Below are 16,393 nucleotides of genomic sequence, written 5' to 3'. Positions count from 1 at the left end.
AAGAAAAAGTGTTGCAAACCCCGTAAAATCAAGGTTTGCAAAAAAAATCTCAAAAAATTAGCACTCACCTCTTGACATGGCTAATAATAGGTGCTATAGTACAGATAGAACAAAGGAGGAGAGATAAAAGGAACAAAGAAAAATTCCGAAGATCCCAAAATCCAATGCTCAATGAGAACAACACTTCGGTTACTCCGAATGTGCAGAAAATAAAGACAATTACTGAAAGGAGTAATGACTTATGATGATGCCTAGAATTTTTGGAGAAAACTTATTTGATGATTTTATGAGTGACTTTGCATTCCCGGATTTTACAGACAGTGCAAATATTGAGAAAGCTTTGTATGGCAAACATGCGAAAAACATGATGAAGACAGATGTCAAAGATACCGAAAACGGATATGAAGTAGATATCGATCTTCCTGGCTTCAAGAAAGATGAGATTACAATGAAACTGGAAAACGGTACATTAACCGTCAGCGCAGCAAAAGGTCTTGACAAAGATGAAGAGCAGAAAGATAAGAAATATGTAAGACGTGAGCGTTATGCAGGCGCTATGAGCAGAAGCTTCTATGTGGGCGAGCATGTAGCAGTAGAAGATATCCATCCGAAATATGAGAATGGTATCTTAAGCTTTACCGTTCCGAAAAAAGAGCAGAAAGCAGTAGAAGAGAAAAACAAATTTATTGCCATTGAAGGTTAATCTGAACGCAGATAAGATAATTGAATCTTAAATGAACTCTCCCTAAATAAAAATCCCTGGCAGGAAATAGATCCTGCCGGGGATTTTTTGATTCGATAGGAAATTAGGATGAATTTCCTATCGAATAAAAGCACTTCGTGCAAACGATTGAAAGAATTACAAAGAGATGCGTTGCTTTGGTGTTTGCTTCGGAAACGCTTTTTTTGTATAAATAACCATTAATATCGCACCGATCAACCAGGAAATCGGATACACCATGTATACACCATCGATAGTCGGAATATGTGGTACCGCGAGCTGGATCCATACCACACGGTAAACGCACAGTGAAATCAGGATAATGACCATCGGCGGAACCGATTTTCCGACTCCACGGATCGCTCCTGCCAGGCCATGCATAATTGCCAGCATAAAGTAAAACGGGCAGAAGTACAGCATGGCTCTTACACCAAATTCGATGACGGTCGGATCTTTGGAAAAGATACCGATCAGCGGATGCGCAAATAATAACAGGATACTGCCGACGCAGATACAGTAAATAACACCCATGGCGACAGTAACGCGCATGCCTTTCCGCACACGCTCCATGTTGCCGGCACCGTAATTCTGTCCGGCAAACGTGGTGGCTGCCATACTGAAACTCATGACAGGCAGAATGTTAAATCCATCAATCTTGATATATGCCGCAAAACCTGCCATGGCGAGCGCACCATAGCTGTTGACACTGGCCTGAACCAGAACATTTGCAAAAGAGATTACGGTATTCTGGATGGCGGTCGGTACACCAACCTGGATAATACGGATGGCAACCGCTTTATGAATCCGGATTTTTCTCAAGGCTACTTTGTAGCTTTCATTTACACGCATCAGATAAAGCATACAGAGTACGGCAGAGAGCAGCTGACTGATATCTGTTGCAATCGCAGCGCCGGCAATGCCCATCTTCAAGACTGGGATAAATAACAGATCCAGTATAATATTGGTAAAAGAAGCAATTGCCAGATATAGTAATGCACGCTTGGAATTGCCGACAGCGTTCAAAATTCCACTTGCCATATTATAAAGAATACTGAAGATCACGCCTGCAAAATAAAGCCGCAGATAAGTGATGGACTGAGGCATGACTTCTTCCGGTGTGCCCATCCAGCGAAGAATCTGCGGAGACAGAATGAGACCGGCAGCTGTCAGGACGACACCGAGGATTAATGCGATCGCAAGTGCAGTATGTACGGACTCATGGATTCCTTTTTTGTTTTGTGCACCGATAAACTGGGAGACAATGACACCGGCACCGGCAGCTGCTCCCATGCTGAAAGAAATCAGCAGCATGATCAGGGAGGAACTGGAACCAACGGCGGCCAGCGCTTCACTTCCAAGGAAATTTCCGACCACGATCGAGTCGACCGTATTATATAACTGCTGAAGCATATTTCCCAGAATTAGCGGAATTGAAAAAAATAAAATATGTTTCCAGATACTTCCTTCTGTCATCAGGGTAGAATGTGAAGTCTTTTTCTTGTGTAATGCAATCCCCATAGTTTGATATACCCCTTTCTGTTGCAAATTGTATAAAAGAATGTTCACGCAAAATAAAGTTCCAGAAAAAATACTCATGTATTATGTATAATAAGTATGTACTGCATTTTTCCTGAAACTTTATAGATTTTTTCATTGCTTCTATTATAACGCTTCTCATTTATAAGAATCAATATAGAAATATGGAAAGATATAGCCTCCGGCAGAATTGCAGAGTAAATGAGCATTGCTTTGTAAAAATCTTTGCTGAAAACCAGCTTTATGCCTGTCTGCTTCATTGACTTTTCAAAGTGCCTGTGATACGCTTAACTACTAGGAAAAAGAACTGTTGAGGCTTTTTTTAGTAGAGTATTATGCGAGCAGAACTGTTGGAAAGAATACAACAGTAAGACGGTAGGACAATTTTCGTCGTGGCTGTGAGCATAGCCCGCCTCCGTGAGAGTTCGCGGATTAATTCAAGACTCGCTAATGCGAGTCTTGGTGCGAGGATTCGGGTCTGCGAAGCAGACAAATTTCAAATCCGAATCTCTGCACATTTTGCGAAGCATTTCGAAGTGGAGGTGAAACCTCCGCTTTGGAGATAAGCGGCGCAACAGACACAGAAAATTGTTCGTGTCTACGGTTGTATTCTTTCCAACAGTTCGTCCGTATAAAACCAAAAAGGAGTGATTTGATTATGTGTAAAACCTGCAAAGGAAAATATTATATGACAACAGCGATTGCCTACACATCAGGCAAACCGCACATTGGAAATACTTATGAGATCGTACTGGCAGACAGCATCGCCCGTTACAAACGTCAGGAAGGTTATGACGTATACTTCCAGACCGGAACAGACGAGCATGGTCAGAAGATCGAGTTAAAGGCAGAGGCAGCCGGTGTGACACCGAAGGAATATGTTGACAAAACGGCCGGAGAAGTAAAACGTATCTGGGATCTGATGAATGCTTCTTATGACAACTTCATTCGTACAACCGATGAGGATCATGAGAAACAGGTACAGAAAATCTTCAAGAGACTGTACGATCAGGGAGATATTTACAAAGGATATTATGAAGGAATGTATTGTACACCGTGTGAGTCTTTCTTCACAGAGTCTCAGCTGGTAGATGGCAAATGCCCGGACTGCGGCCGTGAGGTTCAGCCGGCTCAGGAGGAAGCATATTTCTTCAAAATGAGCAAATATGCGGATCGTCTGATCGACTACATCAACACACATCCGGAGTTCATTCAGCCGGTTTCCAGAAAAAATGAGATGATGAACAACTTCCTGCTTCCGGGTCTGCAGGATCTGTGTGTATCCAGAACATCCTTCAGCTGGGGTATTCCGGTAGATTTTGATCCGAAGCATGTTGTCTATGTATGGCTGGATGCGCTGACAAACTATATCACAAAAATCGGTTACGATGCAGATGGAAATTCTTCGGACCTGTTCAAGAAAAACTGGCCGGCAGACCTTCATCTGATCGGTAAAGATATCATCCGTTTCCATACGATTTACTGGCCGATCTTCCTGATGGCACTGGATCTTCCGTTACCAAAGCAGGTATTTGGTCATCCATGGCTGCTTCAGGGCGATGGAAAAATGAGTAAATCAAAGGGCAACGTACTGTATGCAGATGAACTGGTAGATTTCTTCGGCGTAGATGCGGTTCGTTACTTTGTACTTCATGAGATGCCGTTTGAAAATGACGGAACCATTTCCTGGGAGCTGATGGTAGAGCGTGTAAACTCTGACCTTGCCAATACCCTTGGAAACCTTGTAAACCGTACGATTTCCATGAGCAACAAATATTTCGGCGGCGTGGTAAACAAAACGGGTGTGGAAGAGGATGTAGATGCTGACCTCAAGGCCGTTGTGACAGGAACCCGCGACAAAGTAGCTGCAAAAATGGATCAGTTACGTGTGGCAGACGCAATTTCAGAAGTATTTACCTTATTCAAGAGATGTAACAAATATATCGACGAGACCATGCCATGGGCGCTTGCAAAAGACGAGGCAAAACAGGATCGTCTGGCAGAGGTTCTCTACAACCTGGTAGAGAGTATCAATATCGGTGCAGAGCTGTTAAAGAGCTACCTGCCGGAGACATCTGCAAAAATCCTTGCTCAGATCAACGGCGCAGAGCGTGATTTTGACGATCTGGCAACCTTTGGCCTGCGTGAGAATGGTCTGAAAGTGACAGATGCACCGGAAATCCTGTTTGCACGTCTGGATCTTGCAGAAGTTATGAAGAAAGTAGAAGAGCTTCATCCACAGGTTGCAGAAGAAGCACCGGCTAAGGAAGCAGAAGCAGATGAGGAAGCGATCGATATTGAGCCAAAAGAAGAAATTTCTTTTGAGGATTTTGGAAAAATGCAGTTCCAGGTTGGTGAGATCATTGCCTGCGAAAAGGTGAAAAAATCCAAAAAACTGCTTTGCTCTCAGGTAAAAATCGGAAGCCAGGTAAAACAGATTGTTTCCGGAATTCAGAAACATTACACACCGGAAGAGATGGTTGGTAAGAAAGTGATGGTACTTGTAAATCTGAAACCGGCAAAACTGGCAGGCGTACTTTCGGAAGGTATGCTGTTATGTGCAGAGGATGCAGAGGGTAATCTGTCTCTGATGACACCGGAGAAAGCAATGCCATCCGGAGCGGAGATCTGCTAATGATTTTTGACACACATGCACATTATGATGATGAACAGTTTGATACAGACAGAGATGCTCTGCTGCGCGGAATGGCAGAGCAGAATGTCGGCACGATCATAAATGTCGGAGCATCTTTGGAAGGCTGCCGGCGCAGTGTGGAGCTGTCACATCAGTATCCATTTATCTATGCAGCTGTAGGCGTTCACCCGGATGAGGTGGGAGATTTAAATGAGGAGTCTTTTGCCCGTCTGCGGGAAACTGCTCGCACGGAAGAAAAAGTAGTCGCTATCGGTGAGATCGGTCTGGATTACCACTGGGATGTTCAGCCGCATGAAGTGCAGCAGCACTGGTTTGTTCGTCAGATGGAACTGGCAGATGAATTGGATCTTCCGATTGCGGTACACAGCAGAGATGCGGCAAAGGATACCTTTGATCTGATCGCAGCCAGAGGAAAAGATCAGCGCGGCGTGATTCATTGTTATTCCTATTCTCCGGAAATGGCGCAGGAATATGTGAAACTCGGATATCATATCGGACTCGGCGGTGTCGTTACATTTAAAAATGCAAAAAAGGCAAAAGAAACGGCCAGACAGATTCCGTTGGAGCGTATTTTGCTGGAAACGGACTGTCCGTATATGGCACCGACACCGTTTCGTGGAAAACGCAACAATTCTGCGTATATCGATTATGTGGCGCAGGAAATTGCAGATCTGAAAGGAATTTCCAAGGAAGAAGTGATCGCTGTTACCGAAGAAAATGCAAAGAAGTTATTTGCAATTATTTGATAAGATGACTCTGAATCGTTGAAATATAGGAGAATCATATGAGTGAAAACAGACCAAAACCGTATCTTGGAAATCCGCAGGAGACCATTGCGGTATTAAATCGTTATAAATTTGCATTTCAGAAAAAGTTCGGCCAGAATTTCCTGATTGATACCCATGTACTGGAGCGCATTATCGATGAGGCAGGTATCACACCGGATGATTTTGTTTTGGAGATTGGACCGGGTATTGGAACTATGACCCAGTATCTGGCCTGCGCAGCCCGTGAGGTTGTGGCAGTGGAGATTGACAAAGTGCTGATCCCGATTCTGGAAGGAGACACGCTGAAAGCATTTGATAACGTAACTGTCATCAATGAAGATATTTTAAAAGTAGATATCAACAAACTGGTGGAAGAGAAAAACGGTGGCCGTCCGATCAAGGTCGTTGCAAATCTGCCGTATTACATTACGACACCGATCATCATGGGACTTTTCGAGAGTCATGTACCTATTGAGAGTATCACGATCATGGTACAGAAGGAAGTTGCAGACCGTATGAAAACCGGTCCTGGTTCCAAAGAATATGGAGCCTTATCTCTGGCGGTACAGTATTATGCGAATCCGGAGATTGTAGCAAACGTTCCGCCGAACTGTTTTATGCCACGCCCGAATGTCGGTTCTGCAGTGATCCGTCTGACCAGACATGAGACACCAGTCGTTGATGTCAAAGACGAAAAACTGATGTTTCGTATTATTCGCGCATCCTTCAATCAGCGCAGAAAGACACTGGTCAACGGACTGAAAAATTCCGGTGAGATTAATTTTAGCAAAGAACAGATTGAGGCGGCGATCACAGCGATTGATAAACCGCTGACAATCCGCGGCGAAGCACTGACACTTGCGGAATTTGCAGCTTTGGCGAATGCGTTTTCAGAAATGTAGTATAAAAATAAATCTGAGTCATAAAGTTTAGAATGAAAGAAAAATTTAAACTTTATGGCTCAATTTTTATGTTAATCATTTTCGTTCCGTATTTGTTGACAGTCTGGGTGAGAGGCGGTTTTGGAGGAAAACAGACAGATCCCGTGCAGACTCAGATTGAAGAACAATTACCGTTTGTGGCAGCGCGGGAAATTTCAACAGACAGTGAATCGGAGTGCCTGAAGACGCAGATGATCATTGCCCGAACAAATCTGTGGAAAAGCTATCAGGAAAGCATGGAAGAAAAATCACGATCAAATGAAGATGCAGAATGGTCTGTGTCTGATTCGGGATTAGAAAGTTACACAGAAGAAGAATTAAAGAAACTTTGGGGAATTTCTTATGAATCAAACATGGAAAAACTCAGACAGGCTGTGGAGGAGACTTCTGGTGAAATCCTGACATATGAGGATTTGCCGATTCAGGCAGCTTACCACTATGCCGCAAACTGTAAAACTCGAAATGCATCCGAAGTTCCGGGACAGGAAGATTATATTTGGCTGCAAAGCGTTGATAGCGAAGATGATATGCTTGCGGATGGATTTTTGTCTGTCAGCTATATGGAAAAACAGGACATTGTATATGCATTGGCAGCGATTTTTCAGGATGAGGTATTGGATGTGAATCAAATGCCCGGTGCATTGGAATTATCCAAACGCGACAGTGCAGGTTATGTGACGGAAGTAACCTATGGAACAACGGTGGCAAACGGGGAAGCAGTGCGCCAGGCGTTACATCTGAATTCTGCCTGTTTTTATCTGTCTGAACTTGACGGGAAAATCCGTATCGTTACAAAAGGTATCGGACATGGATTGGGACTCAGCCAATATGGGGCAAATGAACTGGCAAAACAGGGAAAAAACTGTCGTGAAATTCTGAACTATTACTACACAGATGTCAGTATCGAAAAGTGGTAGTTGCGTGGAATAAATCTATTTTTTTCGGAAAGAATATCAGTAAAACCATAAGTAATAACTGGAATCTGGAGGAGAAAAATGGAAAAACAGAAAAAATTGGAAAATAATGAAAAACGGGAAAAAAGGCGTGAACTTATTTATAGACAGAAATCTTTTGTGACGGCGGGGGTGGTGACACTGGTGGCTGTCGTTGCCATGGTGGGGGCATATCAGTATGAGCGAAAGTCCGCACAGAACGAACAGAATGAGGCCGTGACACTGACAGAAAATGACTGGGTAGAACCGAAAACAGACACAGCTTCCACTGATGATGAGACACAGGAAACAATGGTCACCCAGACACCGGAGAAACAGGCTTCTGACAATCTCGGCGCGCAAAATAATGCGACAGATACCTTACAGACGGATTCGGTGCAGGGAAGCACCGATACCGGAGCAAGCACAGCGCAGAGCCAGACCGGTGAAGAGCCGGTGATGCATTTTTCGGCATCGGATACCATCAGCTGGCCGTTGGAGGGAAACGTTATTTTGAATTACAGCATGGATCATTCGGTATATTTTGCTTCGCTGGATCAGTACAAATATAATCCGGCGGTGATTATTGCGGGGCATGTAAATGATAAAGTAACAGCGGCGGCAGACGGACAAATCATCGGTGTGGACACCACCGCAGAGACAGGACAGACCGTGACCATTGGTCTGGGAGACAACTATCAGGCAATCTACGGACAGTTGAAAGAACTGGAAGTTTCCGCTGGGGATTATGTCAGCCAGGGCGATACCATCGGTTATCTGGCAGAGCCGACAAAATACTATTCTGTGGAGGGCGCAAACCTGTATTTTGCCATGACGAAGAGCGGAAATCCGATCAATCCACTGGATTATATCAGATGAGAGATGACTCCCACCTCTATAGGGTGGTGAGCAACAAGATTATATCAGTGGTGGGATTCAATCTCCCATCTGATATAGCCTCCGGCAGAATTGCAGAGATGCACAGAAGAATATGTCATGCGTTGCATGACGTGCATCTCGCAACAAGAATGCCGAGGGCATTCTTGAAAAGATAAATGATATTTTTACGCTGGGATGCTGTGTGGAAAAAACATTTGTTAGATGAGTCAGTGCGTTTTGTGGATCATATTTACAGCACACATTTTGCATGGAATTGTGTATAATAACAATATACCGAATAAAATCCGCAATCGATGAAACGGGATACAGTTTTACTGAAGAGAAGCATCGGCTGTCTGGTGTCTGACGTCGCATCCGGCAGTGAAGAAAAAACAACGGCATCCGTTTTTGGGATGTATATATGGGTAAAGTACAGCAGGTCGATTGCTTTTTATAATATCAGATGTGAGATGACTCCCACCTCTGCAGGTGGTGAGCAACAAGAATGCCGAGGGCATTCTTGAATTTTTAAGTGGAATGTATGTGAGGTTTATACGTAAATCTCATGTATGTTCTGCTTGAATAAGTAAAATTGTATGTATGCCGGTACTTTTTATGAGATGAACAGAGTAAAATACAAATAAACAGAGAAAAGAACTGATATGAAAGAAGTAACAAGAAATTATACATATATCTTAAAGTGTGGGGATGGAAGTCTCTACACCGGATGGACCAATGATATTGCAGCGCGTCTGGAACAGCATCGCAGTGGAAAAGGAGCAAAGTATACACGGGGACGCGGCCCGTTGCAGCTGGTATATCTGGAAGTGCATGATACGAAATCAGAAGCAATGAGCCGTGAGGCAAAAATCAAACGATTTGCAAAAAGTGAAAAATTAAAACTTCTTGCTGCAGAAGGGTGGCGTTCTGAATTAACTGTGGCAGAACAGGATTTGCTGGGATAAAACTTTACCCATAGAAAAAGCCCCCTTTCAGATAAACTTTTTACTGTCTACCTAAAAGGGGGCATATTATCGATGTGTATGTAACGAATACTATGGGGCTTTTTAGATAACAGCCCTACGGATGTTATCTTGAAATGATCATTTTGCAGATTGGATTTCCCATAGAGGAAAATTTTTGCTCATATTCGGTCATGACATTTCCCTGATTCAGTTTTTCGTTGTGATGCAGATCCCAGGTAAAAGCATCCAGATGCCATCCTGCCGGTTCTACCTGTTCTAAGGAAAACTGGAACAGATCTTTGTTATCGGTCTTGAATTCTACATGTCCTTCCGGTTTCAAAATTTTGTTATATCTGCCAAGGAAGGTCTGAGAAGTCAGGCGGCGTTTTGCGTGACGATCCTTTGGCCACGGATCAGAGAAGTTCAGGTAAATTCCATCTACTTCATGTTCTGCAAACATATTGCAGATATTTTCTGCATCCATACGAATGAAGCGCAGATTTTCCGGCTGTGTCTCCATGGCGTCTGTTTTTTCAAGAGCGCGGACAAGCACACTGGAATATTTCTCAATGCCGATATAATTAATATCCGGATTCTGCTGCGCAAGGGTAGTAATAAACTGACCTTTTCCCATGCCTACTTCAATGCGGATCGGATTGTCATTTCCAAATATTGTATGCCAGTTGCCGGCCTGCGGGTTCTCCTCAAGAAAACACAGCGGATGATCGGCGATGGTTTCCCGGGAGCCCGGTACATTTCTTAATCTCATAAAAATAATTCCTTTCGCTGTAAAAAACGATTTGTGTCTGTTGGGTATTTTACTATAAGTTCCGTGGTGCGACAAGAGAAATACCGCTGTTTGTCAGGAAAATGCCAGGGATTTTACTTAAATACGGTAAAAATTCCGACCAAATTCTTGTTTCTTTATGAAGGATAAGTGGTTTTACTGGACGGAATTTGCGAATTTTGCTATGATAGTTATTATGTGAATTTAATTCAAGAATGCCCTCGGCATTCTTGCTGCGAGATGCACGTCATGCAATGCATGACATATTCTTCTGTGCATCTCACATCTGATATATAATTGACGCATCTATGGGAAAAATAGAGATAAAGGTGCTAAGGTATGCAAGCGGCATTGCCTGTTTGCTATATTTGGAGGAAAAAATGAAAAAAATAGTAAAGAAAGTGACAGGTGTTTTTCTGTGTGTAGCAATGGCAGTTGGCATATTTGGCACAACTTCAGCGTATGCAGAAGGTACAGATGCCAGTACGGATAACACGCAGGAGCAGGCAGCACAGTGGCCAACGGGACCGGAAGTACAGGCCGGAAGTGCTATCATCATGGATGCGGCCACGGGAACAGTTTTGTATGAAAAAGATGCTGATACACCGAGATATCCGGCAAGTATCACCAAGATCATGACGACATTACTGGCGTTGGAAAATTGCAGTCTGGATGAAATCGTACATTTTTCAGCAACAGCAGTTTATGAAAATGAGGGTGGAACTTCTCATATTGCCAGAGATCTGGACGAAGAGATGACACTGGAGCAGTGTCTGTATGCGATCATGCTGGAATCAGCCAATGAGTGCTCTTATGCGGTGGCAGAGCATGTCGGTGGTGGTGACTACCAGAAATTTATCGATATGATGAATACGAAAGCCGCAGAGCTTGGTTGTACCAATACACATTTTAATAACTGTAACGGTCTGCCAGATCCCAACCACGTTGTCAGTGCCCGCGATATGGCACTGATTTCCAGAGAGGCAATCAAAAACAGCATGTTCCGTAAAATTGTCGGAACCGTGCGTTATGAGATCCCGCCGACAAACAAACATGCGGATCCGACACCATTGAACAACCATCATCAGATGATCAGTGCATACAAGGGACGTCAGAATCTGTATGATTACTGTATTGGTGGAAAAACAGGATGGACATCCGATGCGGGAAATACACTGGTAACCTTTGCGGAAAAAGATGGCATGACACTGATTTGTGTCGTTATGGGTTGTACCGCAGGGGGTCAGTATACGGATACCAGAACATTGTTTGATTACTGCTTTGAGAATTTCAAGATGTACAATGTGGCACAGAATGAGACGCGGTATGAGAAGACGCAGAGCAGTGATAATACATTGTTTACCGAATGGAATGCATTTGCAAAAGTAGACGACAGCGCGCAGATCATTCTGCCGGCTTCAGCAAATTTTCTTGATACACAGACGGAAGTAAACTATGACCAGACCAGTGACAGTATACTGGGAACTCTGGTGTACTCTTACGGTGGCAGACAGGTCGGGACTGCGAATGTGGTGACGACTGGCGCAAAAATAGCGGAATATCCGTTTGGTGAGAAATCCGGAAGTGTGCAATCGGCTGATAATTCGACGCAAAATGATGCGTCTGCAACAGCAGAATCAACAAACACAACCAAAAACAATACCGGCAAAAAGAGCGGCATTTCCATCAGCAAAAAGAAACTGTTGTTGCTGGGGGGCGGTGTGGCAGCAGCTGTGGTGATCATTCTGGTGATCTGGTTTCTGCATAACAATATCCGTCGTTTCCATCGCAGAAAAGAAAGACGTGACCGTCGCTACAAAACGATTAAAAATAACCGGAAATGGAACAAGCGTGGTGGACGCTGATAAATTGATGAAGTTCAGGTGTGGGGCAATCATACGCCATCCCTGACAATACAAAAAAAGAACTGCTATAGGTTTGTTACCGACGGCGAGGAACTCAAAAACAGTTAGATTTCTTCCGTCGCTGACAACAGTGTAGCAGTTCCTTTTTTGATTGATCAAGGACAAGCCGCTTCGCGATGGCTCGTTTTTCCCTCTGGCTCAGAATCTAAAAACAGTTAGTAACTTTGTTACTACAATTTTCAGTGTTTTTTGTAGCGTAAATCAGCGTGCACAGCACAACGTTAATGTTAGAATAACTTACCCGAAACAAGACCTTAGATAGCCGGGAATTTCAGTTCTTTATATTTTCCATATTTCTGCTGAACCACATCCATATGTTCAAAGAAATCAATTCTTGTCTTAATAATCTCATTTAAGTGCTCCGCACGGGCAGAGTTTACATTTCGATCACGAATCAGGCCATTCTCAGCCAGTACGAATTTATACTCGCCATTTTCGTCTTTTACAAGATCTCCACCTGCACCACAAACTGCGCACTCGAACGGGAACTCAATACCATCCCAGTGTTTGTCGCCTTTGTAGATCAGTGCGGAATGACATCTCGGGCACATTCCCTGATCCGGATCACCAAGCCATCCACGCTCTTCTACCGGAGTATTGATTGCTTTAACGATGTTTTCACCCATTTTGTGAGCACGCTCGATCTGCTCGTCACGCAGTAATACGTTACCCGGACGGCCGTTTCTGGTGGACAGCATCTGGTCAACAACCTGAACGGACTGTGTAAACATAGTTGCGCTCATGCCTTCCAGAGCAAGTGTCTGCCAGTCGTGACAGGAACCGCCGACTGCGATCAGTCCGCCTACCATATGAGGATCTTCTTTGACTGCACCAATCTCAAGCAGGAAAGAAAGCTCATAGGCCAGGAATCTCTGAGCAAATTTCAGATACAGAGAACTTGGTGTCAGATCATAAGTCGGAACACCAACGATGATTCCGTTGCAGGTGTACATTTCCTGAACAATCTTATCCATATCATCTTTGTCTTTTAAGATACAGCCGTTGTATTTTTCAGCTTTTCCCATTGCTACGTTACCCATCTGCATAGTACATCCTTCGCATCCGGTACAGTGCTCGATGTTGTAGTCAAATAAGTTGATCAATTTGCATTCAGCACCGGCCTCCTGACAGGCAAGCAGAGCTTCTTTTACTAAAATTTCGCTGTTTCCATTGTGACGTCCAGCCACGATACCTAAAATTTTCATTGTAAAACCTCCTGTAATGATACTGTTTACTTGTTAAAAAATGGATATTGGATTCTGTATGGCAATCACATTCGTAAGAAATGGACTGCGCTGATAGATTTAGTGTATCATGAACAAAATTAGCTGCCTAGTGATGTATCTTTATCAATACATGCAAAAACTTTATATAAATATGCCTTTTGGTAATAGAAAAGTTGCATTTGAGTTATGAACCAGGGTATAATAAGTGCTAGGAAGAAAAATGCCTGTGGACAGGAAGTAAAAGTAAGGAATGTAGGGGCGTAAGAAAAAATGACTTTTAATCAGATTAAATATTTTGTGACAGTGGCGGAATGCTTAAGTTTTACGGAAGCCGCCAAATGTCTGTTTATCACGCAGCCGGCCCTGAGCCGCCAGATCAATGCCATGGAAGAAGAACTGGGCACCAAGCTGTTTGTCCGGGATAAAAAACGTCTGAAACTGACTCCGGGTGGCAGTGTGTTGTACAGTCGTCTGTCAAACCTTCTGACGGATTATGCGGAGGCGGTGGAAGATGCAAAACATGCCAATTCCGGTTACGAAGGGGAGCTGCATATTGGCTTTCTGGATATTTACGATATTTCGGAATTGTTTGACGATGTTATCAGGGAATTTCGCGAGGCTTATGAAAATATTGAGATGAGTCTGGAACGTTTTTCTCTGGGAGAACTGCCGGTGCGTCTGGCCGCCGGAGACCTGGATCTGATATTGACATATGGATTTTCCCTGTATGATAAACCGGATCTGATGACGGTAAATGTGCAGAAATTTGATTCCTGCATTATGCTGAACCGCAACCATCCACTGGCGCAGCAGGAGCAGATGAGGCTGGAAGATCTGAAGGATGAGCGCTTTATCCAGCTTGGGCCGAAGGCCAGTGAGGAAGGATACAGCTACATTACAAATCTGTGTGCCCGTTGTGGTGTTCATCCGGATTTCCTTCTGGTAGAAAAAATGGAGGATGTTATGCTTTGGGTACAGACTGGAAACGGCGTGGCGATCACGTCAAACCGTACCATTGAGCGGCAGAATCCACATGTTGTACTACGCAGCATTCATATGCCTGAAGCCAAAGACCACAATATTACCATGGCCTGGAGGAAAAATAACTACAATCCAGCCATCGCTATTTTTATGGAAATGCTTGAGAAAAAATTAACAAAAATTTAATAGAAATCGTGCATGATACAAGAAAAAACCGGAGGAATTCTAAAAAAAGTATAAAAATAAAAACAATCTAAGTCCGAACAAGTGGATTTTTTAATAACAAAAATGGATTAAAAAATCGGATGCTTTCAGGAAAAATGGCAGAAAAATATCAAAAATGGAAAAATGGAAGCTGATATATCCGAAAAATGGATTGCAGTAATGCGTAAAATGCATTAATAGATGTGGTGCTTGTGCAAGGTGCACATAAATGAGAGATGCATACATCTGGAGTTTGTCGAAAATGTATTGACTTTAAGATTTCCTTAAGCTAAAATAGCTATGTTTTCAGGGCAGATACATGAGCTGTTGCTTTCTATATAGGAATTCCTGGTTACATGGAATTCAGATAGCAGATAGAATTCGGCATGTGTCATGAAAATGAAGTCTTTTCATTATTATCTGTTCCGGTGAAGTTGTTATTGAAACAAAATAAAAAATGGTTTTATGGTGTTTAGGAGGAAAGTTGAAATGAACAACAAAAAAACGAGCAGCTGGAACCTTGGTGTAAAAGGTTACATCATCGTAATTCTGGCATTTTTCTCATGTTATGTGTATTCAGCACTGACATCTGATTCACTGAACGTAACCCGTGATGTATTTATCGGACTTGGTATCAACCAGGGTGCGGTTTACGCAATGTCTACGATCGCAGTACCATTTGGTATCATCGGTAGTATTATCCTTGGACGTCTGATCAACAAACAGTCAATCCGTCTTTACTGGGGACTGAGCATGATCATCACCGCTGTATTTACAGTCCTGATCGGTCAGGTACATAACACCGTTGGTGTTGTAGTATGTTATGTAGTAATTTACACATTCTCTCTTGCATCCGCAATGCTGCTTGCAGGTGAGATCATCGGACACTGGTTCCCGACAAAACGTGGTGTAGCTATGGGTCTTTGTACCGCAGGTTATCCGTTATCTGCAGCTACAACATCTGCAGTAGCAGGTATGTTTGTAGGCACAGTTGGATATTCCGCATACTACATGGCAGTTGCTGTTATTGCAGTTATCGTTGGTATCGTAGTACTTCTTTTCGTTCGTGATTTCCCGGAAGAAAAAGGTGGTTACCCGGATAATGATCCGTCCTTCGATAATGAGAAAGCAAAAGCTGAGCATCAGGCAGCTCTTGAGTACTTAAAAACATCTAAATGGACAGCTGGTAAATGTCTGAAAACAGGACGCATGTGGATCCTCTGGATCGCAGTTGGTATCACAGGTTTCATGTCCATGGGTATCATGTCCAACTTCGTAACAAAATTCATGGTTATGGGTTATGAACTTCCTACCGTACTTCAGATGCTTGGTATCGCAGGTGTACTTGCTATCCCGGGATCTATCGTAGTAGGTTGGTTAGACGTTAAGATCGGCACAAAGAAAACAGGTATTCTGATCAATGTTCTGGCTTTTGTAGCAGTAATTTGCTGCTTAACACATGTAACTGCATTACATTACATTTCCCTTCCGATCCTTGCTGTAATGTTAGGTGGATCTTCCAACTTAATGGTATCCTGTACAGCAGCTATCTGGGGACGTTACGATTTCAAAAACGCATTCTCTGTTATTCAGCCGCTGAACTCTGTAATGACAGGTGTTGGTATCACAGTAGTATCTGCTTGTAACTCAATCGATCCTACTTGTCAGCTCGCTTACATCATCATGGCAGTTATGGCTGTTATCGGACTCATCGCTATGTGCGTATTAAAAGTTGAGCCGATTGACAAAGACGTACGTTAATCAGATTTCGTCTGAAACACTCGTACATTAGAAAAGTAAATACATCGTCTTTATAAAAACATATTTATAAGATGTTCGGACAAAAAGAAACCTGTCGGCATGTGGAACTACC

Annotated in this window: 13 protein-coding genes; 10 read left to right on the top strand and 3 right to left on the bottom strand. The window is 43.2% G+C overall.

The window, feature by feature from the left end:
• Window positions 1-241: 241 nt before the first annotated feature.
• Window positions 242-703, top strand: a complete 462-nt coding sequence (locus Q0I54_RS11120; protein ID WP_296118698.1) for an Hsp20/alpha crystallin family protein — start codon at window positions 242-244, stop codon at window positions 701-703.
• A 156-nt stretch (window positions 704-859) separates the two neighbouring features.
• Here Q0I54_RS11120 and Q0I54_RS11115 read toward each other — a convergent pair whose 3' ends face one another.
• Window positions 860-2,239, bottom strand: a complete 1,380-nt coding sequence (locus Q0I54_RS11115) for an MATE family efflux transporter (RefSeq protein WP_296118696.1) — start codon at window positions 2,237-2,239, stop codon at window positions 860-862.
• Window positions 2,240-2,915: 676 nt separating this feature from the next.
• Between Q0I54_RS11115 and metG the strand changes: the two genes are divergently transcribed.
• The 6 genes from metG (at window position 2,916) to Q0I54_RS11085 (ending at window position 9,397) form a co-directional block, all read left to right on the top strand.
• Window positions 2,916-4,892, top strand: coding sequence for a methionine--tRNA ligase (metG, locus tag Q0I54_RS11110; RefSeq protein WP_296118695.1), 1,977 nt, complete (start codon window positions 2,916-2,918; stop codon window positions 4,890-4,892).
• Complete coding sequence (locus Q0I54_RS11105; protein WP_296118693.1) at window positions 4,892-5,659, top strand: TatD family hydrolase; 768 nt, start codon at window positions 4,892-4,894, stop codon at window positions 5,657-5,659. Before metG ends, Q0I54_RS11105 begins: the two co-directional genes overlap by 1 nt.
• A 38-nt stretch (window positions 5,660-5,697) precedes the next feature.
• Entirely contained in the window at window positions 5,698-6,582 is an 885-nt protein-coding gene (rsmA, locus tag Q0I54_RS11100; protein WP_296118692.1) for a 16S rRNA (adenine(1518)-N(6)/adenine(1519)-N(6))-dimethyltransferase RsmA, read from the top strand.
• A gap of 68 nt (window positions 6,583-6,650) precedes the next feature.
• A complete protein-coding gene (locus tag Q0I54_RS11095; RefSeq protein WP_296118690.1) occupies window positions 6,651-7,538 on the top strand; it encodes a SpoIID/LytB domain-containing protein in 888 nt (295 codons plus the stop codon).
• 78 nt (window positions 7,539-7,616) lie between these two features.
• A complete protein-coding gene (locus Q0I54_RS11090; RefSeq protein ID WP_296118689.1) occupies window positions 7,617-8,432 on the top strand; it encodes a M23 family metallopeptidase in 816 nt (271 codons plus the stop codon).
• A 662-nt stretch (window positions 8,433-9,094) separates the two neighbouring features.
• The gene (locus Q0I54_RS11085) at window positions 9,095-9,397 is read left to right on the top strand and encodes a GIY-YIG nuclease family protein (RefSeq protein ID WP_296118688.1); all 303 of its coding nucleotides are present in this window, start codon (window positions 9,095-9,097) and stop codon (window positions 9,395-9,397) included.
• A 124-nt stretch (window positions 9,398-9,521) separates the two neighbouring features.
• Here Q0I54_RS11085 and trmB read toward each other — a convergent pair whose 3' ends face one another.
• Entirely contained in the window at window positions 9,522-10,166 is a 645-nt protein-coding gene (gene trmB, locus Q0I54_RS11080; protein ID WP_296118687.1) for a tRNA (guanosine(46)-N7)-methyltransferase TrmB, read from the bottom strand.
• A 398-nt stretch (window positions 10,167-10,564) separates the two neighbouring features.
• Between trmB and Q0I54_RS11075 the strand changes: the two genes are divergently transcribed.
• Window positions 10,565-12,049, top strand: coding sequence for a D-alanyl-D-alanine carboxypeptidase family protein (locus Q0I54_RS11075; protein WP_296118685.1), 1,485 nt, complete (start codon window positions 10,565-10,567; stop codon window positions 12,047-12,049).
• 314 nt (window positions 12,050-12,363) lie between these two features.
• Here the strand turns inward: Q0I54_RS11075 and Q0I54_RS11070 are convergent, their stop codons facing one another.
• Window positions 12,364-13,314: a flavodoxin family protein gene (locus tag Q0I54_RS11070; RefSeq protein ID WP_296118683.1), complete on the bottom strand. Its 951-nt coding sequence runs from the start codon at window positions 13,312-13,314 to the stop codon at window positions 12,364-12,366.
• 291 nt (window positions 13,315-13,605) lie between these two features.
• Between Q0I54_RS11070 and Q0I54_RS11065 the strand changes: the two genes are divergently transcribed.
• Window positions 13,606-14,502, top strand: a complete 897-nt coding sequence (locus Q0I54_RS11065) for a LysR family transcriptional regulator (protein WP_296118681.1) — start codon at window positions 13,606-13,608, stop codon at window positions 14,500-14,502.
• A 507-nt stretch (window positions 14,503-15,009) separates the two neighbouring features.
• Window positions 15,010-16,281, top strand: a complete 1,272-nt coding sequence (locus Q0I54_RS11060; protein ID WP_296118679.1) for an MFS transporter — start codon at window positions 15,010-15,012, stop codon at window positions 16,279-16,281.
• Window positions 16,282-16,393 lie beyond the last annotated feature (112 nt).

Origin of the sequence: uncultured Eubacterium sp., assembly GCF_934295145.1 — a bacterium.
Classification (GTDB): Bacteria; Bacillota; Clostridia; order Lachnospirales; family Lachnospiraceae; genus Eubacterium_I.
This window is presented reverse-complemented; position numbering and strand designations above follow the sequence as displayed.

Bases quoted from the DNA above. Each gene is read 5' to 3' on its own strand.
- Q0I54_RS11120 (WP_296118698.1), top strand. From the start codon at position 242: ATGATGATGCCTAGAATTTTTGGAGAAAACTTATTTGATGATTTTATG.
- Q0I54_RS11115 (WP_296118696.1), bottom strand. From the start codon at position 2,239: ATGGGGATTGCATTACACAAGAAAAAGACTTCACATTCTACCCTGATG.
- metG (WP_296118695.1), top strand. From the start codon at position 2,916: ATGTGTAAAACCTGCAAAGGAAAATATTATATGACAACAGCGATTGCC.
- Q0I54_RS11105 (WP_296118693.1), top strand. From the start codon at position 4,892: ATGATTTTTGACACACATGCACATTATGATGATGAACAGTTTGATACA.
- rsmA (WP_296118692.1), top strand. From the start codon at position 5,698: ATGAGTGAAAACAGACCAAAACCGTATCTTGGAAATCCGCAGGAGACC.
- Q0I54_RS11095 (WP_296118690.1), top strand. From the start codon at position 6,651: ATGTTAATCATTTTCGTTCCGTATTTGTTGACAGTCTGGGTGAGAGGC.
- Q0I54_RS11090 (WP_296118689.1), top strand. From the start codon at position 7,617: ATGGAAAAACAGAAAAAATTGGAAAATAATGAAAAACGGGAAAAAAGG.
- Q0I54_RS11085 (WP_296118688.1), top strand. From the start codon at position 9,095: ATGAAAGAAGTAACAAGAAATTATACATATATCTTAAAGTGTGGGGAT.
- trmB (WP_296118687.1), bottom strand. From the start codon at position 10,166: ATGAGATTAAGAAATGTACCGGGCTCCCGGGAAACCATCGCCGATCAT.
- Q0I54_RS11075 (WP_296118685.1), top strand. From the start codon at position 10,565: ATGAAAAAAATAGTAAAGAAAGTGACAGGTGTTTTTCTGTGTGTAGCA.
- Q0I54_RS11070 (WP_296118683.1), bottom strand. From the start codon at position 13,314: ATGAAAATTTTAGGTATCGTGGCTGGACGTCACAATGGAAACAGCGAA.
- Q0I54_RS11065 (WP_296118681.1), top strand. From the start codon at position 13,606: ATGACTTTTAATCAGATTAAATATTTTGTGACAGTGGCGGAATGCTTA.
- Q0I54_RS11060 (WP_296118679.1), top strand. From the start codon at position 15,010: ATGAACAACAAAAAAACGAGCAGCTGGAACCTTGGTGTAAAAGGTTAC.